5 protein-coding genes are annotated in these 4,215 nt (G+C 70.1%); 4 read left to right on the plus strand and 1 reads right to left on the minus strand.

Going from position 1 to position 4,215, the window contains the following annotated elements:
- The first annotated feature begins 79 nt into the window (after positions 1-79).
- Genes VKH46_12355 through VKH46_12370 form a run of 4 tightly spaced genes read left to right on the plus strand, consistent with a single transcriptional unit; the run spans position 80 to position 2,551 of the window.
- Entirely contained in the window at positions 80-304 is a 225-nt protein-coding gene (locus VKH46_12355; protein HKB71629.1) for a YdcH family protein, read from the plus strand.
- Entirely contained in the window at positions 301-942 is a 642-nt protein-coding gene (locus VKH46_12360; protein HKB71630.1) for a phosphatidylserine decarboxylase family protein, read from the plus strand. The genes VKH46_12355 and VKH46_12360 overlap by 4 nt, the downstream gene beginning before the upstream one ends.
- Positions 939-1,685, plus strand: coding sequence for a CDP-diacylglycerol--serine O-phosphatidyltransferase (pssA, locus tag VKH46_12365; GenBank protein ID HKB71631.1), 747 nt, complete (start codon positions 939-941; stop codon positions 1,683-1,685). Before VKH46_12360 ends, pssA begins: the two co-directional genes overlap by 4 nt.
- Complete coding sequence (locus VKH46_12370) at positions 1,682-2,551, plus strand: hypothetical protein (GenBank protein HKB71632.1); 870 nt, start codon at positions 1,682-1,684, stop codon at positions 2,549-2,551. The genes pssA and VKH46_12370 overlap by 4 nt, the downstream gene beginning before the upstream one ends.
- 242 nt (positions 2,552-2,793) lie before the next feature.
- Here the strand turns inward: VKH46_12370 and VKH46_12375 are convergent.
- Positions 2,794-4,215, minus strand: a 1,422-nt coding sequence (locus VKH46_12375) for a hypothetical protein (protein ID HKB71633.1), incomplete at its 5' end; no start/stop codon positions are given.

A 4,215-nucleotide genomic window follows, 5' to 3' on the forward strand; every position in this document is an offset into this window, starting at 1 on the left:
GGATTTTCCGGTAGAATCCAATCGTGGCCAGGGCGTTTCTCCATCGCCGCGCAATCCCCGAAGAAAGGAGAATTTGAGAATGGTAGGTCACGACCTCCCCACGGAACTCACGCACGACGAGAGGTACCAGGAGCTCCAGCGGCAGCACCAGGAGCACGAACGCCTCCTGCACCAGTTCGCCGAGAAGGGGCACCTGACCGAGGAAGAGGATTTCGAAGAAAAACGCCTGAAGAAGGAGAAGCTCGCTCTCAAGGACCAGATGGAGGCGATCCTCCGCCGCTACCGAGAAACCGCCACGGCGTGAGAATCCCGATCGCCGGAGAGGGAGCGCCGTTCATCGCGCTCCCTCTCCTGGGCGCGCTCGCCGCGGCCTTTTTTTCCGTCTGGTGGGCGGCGGCCCTTCTCGCCCTGCTCACGGTCTTCATGATCCAGTTCTTTCGCGACCCCGACCGCACCGGCGCGGCCCCGGCCGAGTGCGTGCTCTCCCCCGCCGACGGCACGGTCCTGACGGTCGGCGACGCGCCCCCCGGCGAAGCGGCCGCGGAGCTCTCGCGGAAGGTCGTCGTGTTCATGTCGGTGTTCAACTGCCACGTCAATCGCTCCCCGATCTCGGGCACGATATCGCGCTACACGTACACGCCGGGAAAGAAGCTCGCCGCCTTCTCGCCGAAGGCGTCGCTCGACAACGAGCAGAACATGATCGACATGGCCGGCGACGGGCGGCGCGTCGTCTTCAAGCAGATCGCGGGCGCGCTCGCGCGGCGGATCGTCTTTCGCAAGAAACCGGGCGACCACTGCGCGCGCGGGGAGCGGATCGGGATGATCCGCTTCGGGTCGCGGGTCGACGTCTTCGTCCCCGCGGAGGCGGCCGTCGCGGTCAAGCCCGGCGACAAGGTGAAAGCGGGCCTCTCGGTACTCGCCCGGTTCCCGGAGGGGCGGTGACCGACGCCGCCGAGCCGCGCCCGCGCCTCCCGCGGCGCGGCCTGTACGTGCTCCCGACCCTCTTCACGGTCGGCAATCTCTTCTGCGGTTATCTGTCGATCTGGAACGCGATCCAGGGGAACTTCGAGTGGTCGGCCGGGCTCATCTTCATCGCCGCGCTCGCCGACGGGCTCGACGGGCGGGTCGCGCGGCTCACGAACACCGCCTCGGAGTTCGGAGAACAGTACGACTCGCTCGCCGACGTGATCTCGTTCGGGATGGCGCCCGCGATCCTCGCGTATTTCTGGGGGCTTTCGGGACAGCCGGACCTGCAGCGGCTCGGGTTCATGGTGTCGTTCCTTTTCGTCGTGTGCGGTTCGATGCGGCTGGCCCGGTTCAACATCCAGACGCACGTCGTGGACAAGCGCTACTTCGTCGGCCTTCCGATCCCGATGGCGGCCTCGGTGCCGGCGTCGATCGTCCTCGCGAATCCCCGCGCGCAGCTGACGCGGACCGGCTTCTTCCTGCTGCTCGCGGCGACCGCGATCCTCTCGTACCTGATGGTCTCGACGATCCGCTACCGGTCGTTCAAGGACCTGGACCTCAAGCGCCGCCGTCCGGTCGGCGTGCTGCTCATCATCGCCCTGATCATGGCGTTCATCGGATACCGTCCGGCGATCGCGCTGATGACGATCTCCGTCGTGTTCGCCCTCTCGGGACCGGTCCTGCGCGGCGTCGCGCTCGTCCGCCGGAAGGCGCGATGAAAGAGCCGAAGAAGCTTCGGATCGGGATGACGGACCCGGAGGGGCCGCTCGCCCGGCACCTGCGCGACGTGTTCGCGCGAAGCGACGTTCCCGTCTCGCGGTTCGTCCCGCTGGGCACGGAGAAGGACGCCGGGAAGATCAAGGCGCTGGAGGAAGAGCCCGTGATCTTCGTCGCGCCGGCGCGCGAGACGATCGGCGATCTCGATCTCCTCGTCCTCGGCGGCTCGCCCGCCGACGAAGAATCGCGGCGGCTCGCCCGCGAGAACGAGGTGCCGGTGTGGGACCTCGCGGAGTCGCCGGCCGCGGCGATGGGATGCGACGCGATCCTCGAGGCCGCGGCGCCCGAGTCGGCCGTGTTCACGCTCCTCGTCCCCGCCGCCGAGGAGGGGACGGAAGGGATCCAGGAGCTCTTCCGGCAGACCAGCGACGCGCTGAACTTCCGGGACACGGAGTCGGCCGTCTTCGGGAACCGGCTCGCGTTCAACCTCCTGCGCGACGCGAAGACCGAGGCCCTCGACCGGCGCGTCGAAGCGCACCTCGCGAAACGGTTCCCCTCCTCGCCGGCGATCGTCCTCGTCGCGCGGGCCGCGCTCTTCCACGGCTACGCCGGGAGCGCCGTGCTTCGCTTCGCCGACGACGCCGCCGCGCAGCGAGCGGCGGCGCGCCTGCGGGGGACGCCGGGCGTCTTCTCGGGAAAGGCGCCCGGGGCCGCCTCGCCGGCCGCCGCCGTCGAGAACGCGGCGGTCGGGATCGATCCGCCCGTGGTCTCGCGCGACACGCTGACCGTCTGGTTCGCGTTCGACGGGCTCGCGCTGGCCGCGGAAGCGGTCCTCAGCCGCGCGCGCGCGTTGCTGCGCAACGTGTAGACGGCCTGCGCGGACGCTCTCCGGAGTGCTTCCGCTCTTGCCCCTTCATGAGGAGAATGGGTCGACGATCGGCGCTCTTGAAGAGCGCCGATCGGAAAAAGGGTGCACCGACTTCAGGCGCGCCGAGACGCGAGCGAGACGCGCACCCACAGGCCGCCGGGTCCCGCGGGCGTACCGGGGCGTACGTCGGAGGGACACGGCGGGCGAGGACGCGCGTATTCGCTCGATGTATCGGTGTGCCCTTACTTGACCGCGGAAGACTGTGTCGTCTCGACCCTGCCGTCCGGCAGCATCAAATGCGCCGAAACGGACAGCGCCGCGGGACCCGAGAGGCGGATCGCGCCGGTCCGCATCGCCTCCCCGGGAGCGACGAAGTTCTCGAAGAACCGGATCGTCCGCGCCCGGGCGCTCAGGACGGAGCGTCCCCTGGCGTCGAGGAACAGATAGCGATCGAAGTCTCCCGGATGGACGTCGAGGATCCGCGCGCCGTCGACTCGCACGTCGATCCAGTTGTTGATCCGCGACAGCTCCGAGAACTCGGCCCCGGTGTTCACCGCGACGACGGCGTTCTCCTCCCCGCCGGCGCGGGAGAAGACGAGCTTCGGCTCGAGCGGGCGGCCGAGGAGCTCGTCCTCGAGCACTCCGAACCCGAGGAGCCGCCCGTCGTCGGCGAGCGAGGCGAGCCGGACGACCTTGCCGGGCGCCGCCCGGCCGTCGGCCAGGGCCTTCGTGAAATCCGCGATGCGCCGCTCCCGGAACGTGATCGTGTCCCCCGGAGCCGCGGCTCCGCGCCAGACGGGAGGCGCCGAAGAGCGGATCCGGGTGAAGACGTAGACGTTCTCGTCGGGAGCCGACAGCACGTCCCCGAACGCGAACTCGAACCGGCGATCCTCCGAGAGCTCGTTCATCGCGGAGTCCGGCACGGCATCCCGCGGCTCCCCGCCGGCCGTGCGGCGCACGCCCCACCCCTGCGGCGCATATCCCGCGTACACGGGCGTCCCGAAATCCGCGGCGTCCTCGAGGGACGCCGAGTAGACGAAGCCGGCCGGGTCGACGTCCTCGCCGCGCCCGAAGGTCTCGGCGACGAGAAAGTCGGCGTTCTTCGCCACGGAGCGCCATCCCTTCGCGCTCTTGTCCGGAATCCGGGAGACGATCGCGGCGGAGAGCGTCCACTTCCCGGGAACGTGGCGGCGAAGCTCGGCGAGGACGAGCGCCTCGCCCCGCGCGGAAGCCGAGACCCGCCACGCCAGGTGCACGCCCGCGACCGGCCCCCACGCTTCCTTGGCGACCGGCTCGAGCGCGCGCCAGAGCCCCGAGGCGACTCGGGCGGGGTCCTTCTCGAGCGCCGGATCGAAATCGCCGCGGCCGACGACCTCGAGATAGACGCGGTGACGGTAGGGCGCCGCCGGCGGGGCGAGCGCCTCGAAGGAGACGGACGGTCCGCCCGCGCGCGCCGCAAGCGCGGGCACGAAGAACGACGACACGCCGATCGCGGCGAGCCTCGGCTCGAGCTCCGGGGAAACCGCCGGCGCCGTGCCGGGGAGCTCGATCGCGACGGGCGACGGCCGCACGCGACCGTTGCCGCCGTGGCGCCGGCAGCCCGCGAGCGCGGCGCAGAGAACGACGAAAAGGAAGAGGTTTTTCCCGCGAGACATGAAGAGACT

The sequence above is a fragment of the Thermoanaerobaculia bacterium genome, from assembly GCA_035260525.1.
Lineage (GTDB): Bacteria > Acidobacteriota > Thermoanaerobaculia > UBA5066 > DATFVB01 > DATFVB01.

Coding starts and splice junctions, on each gene's coding strand:
- VKH46_12355 (HKB71629.1), top strand. CDS start 80: ATGGTAGGTCACGACCTCCCCACGGAACTCACGCACGACGAGAGGTAC.
- VKH46_12370 (HKB71632.1), top strand. CDS start 1,682: ATGAAAGAGCCGAAGAAGCTTCGGATCGGGATGACGGACCCGGAGGGG.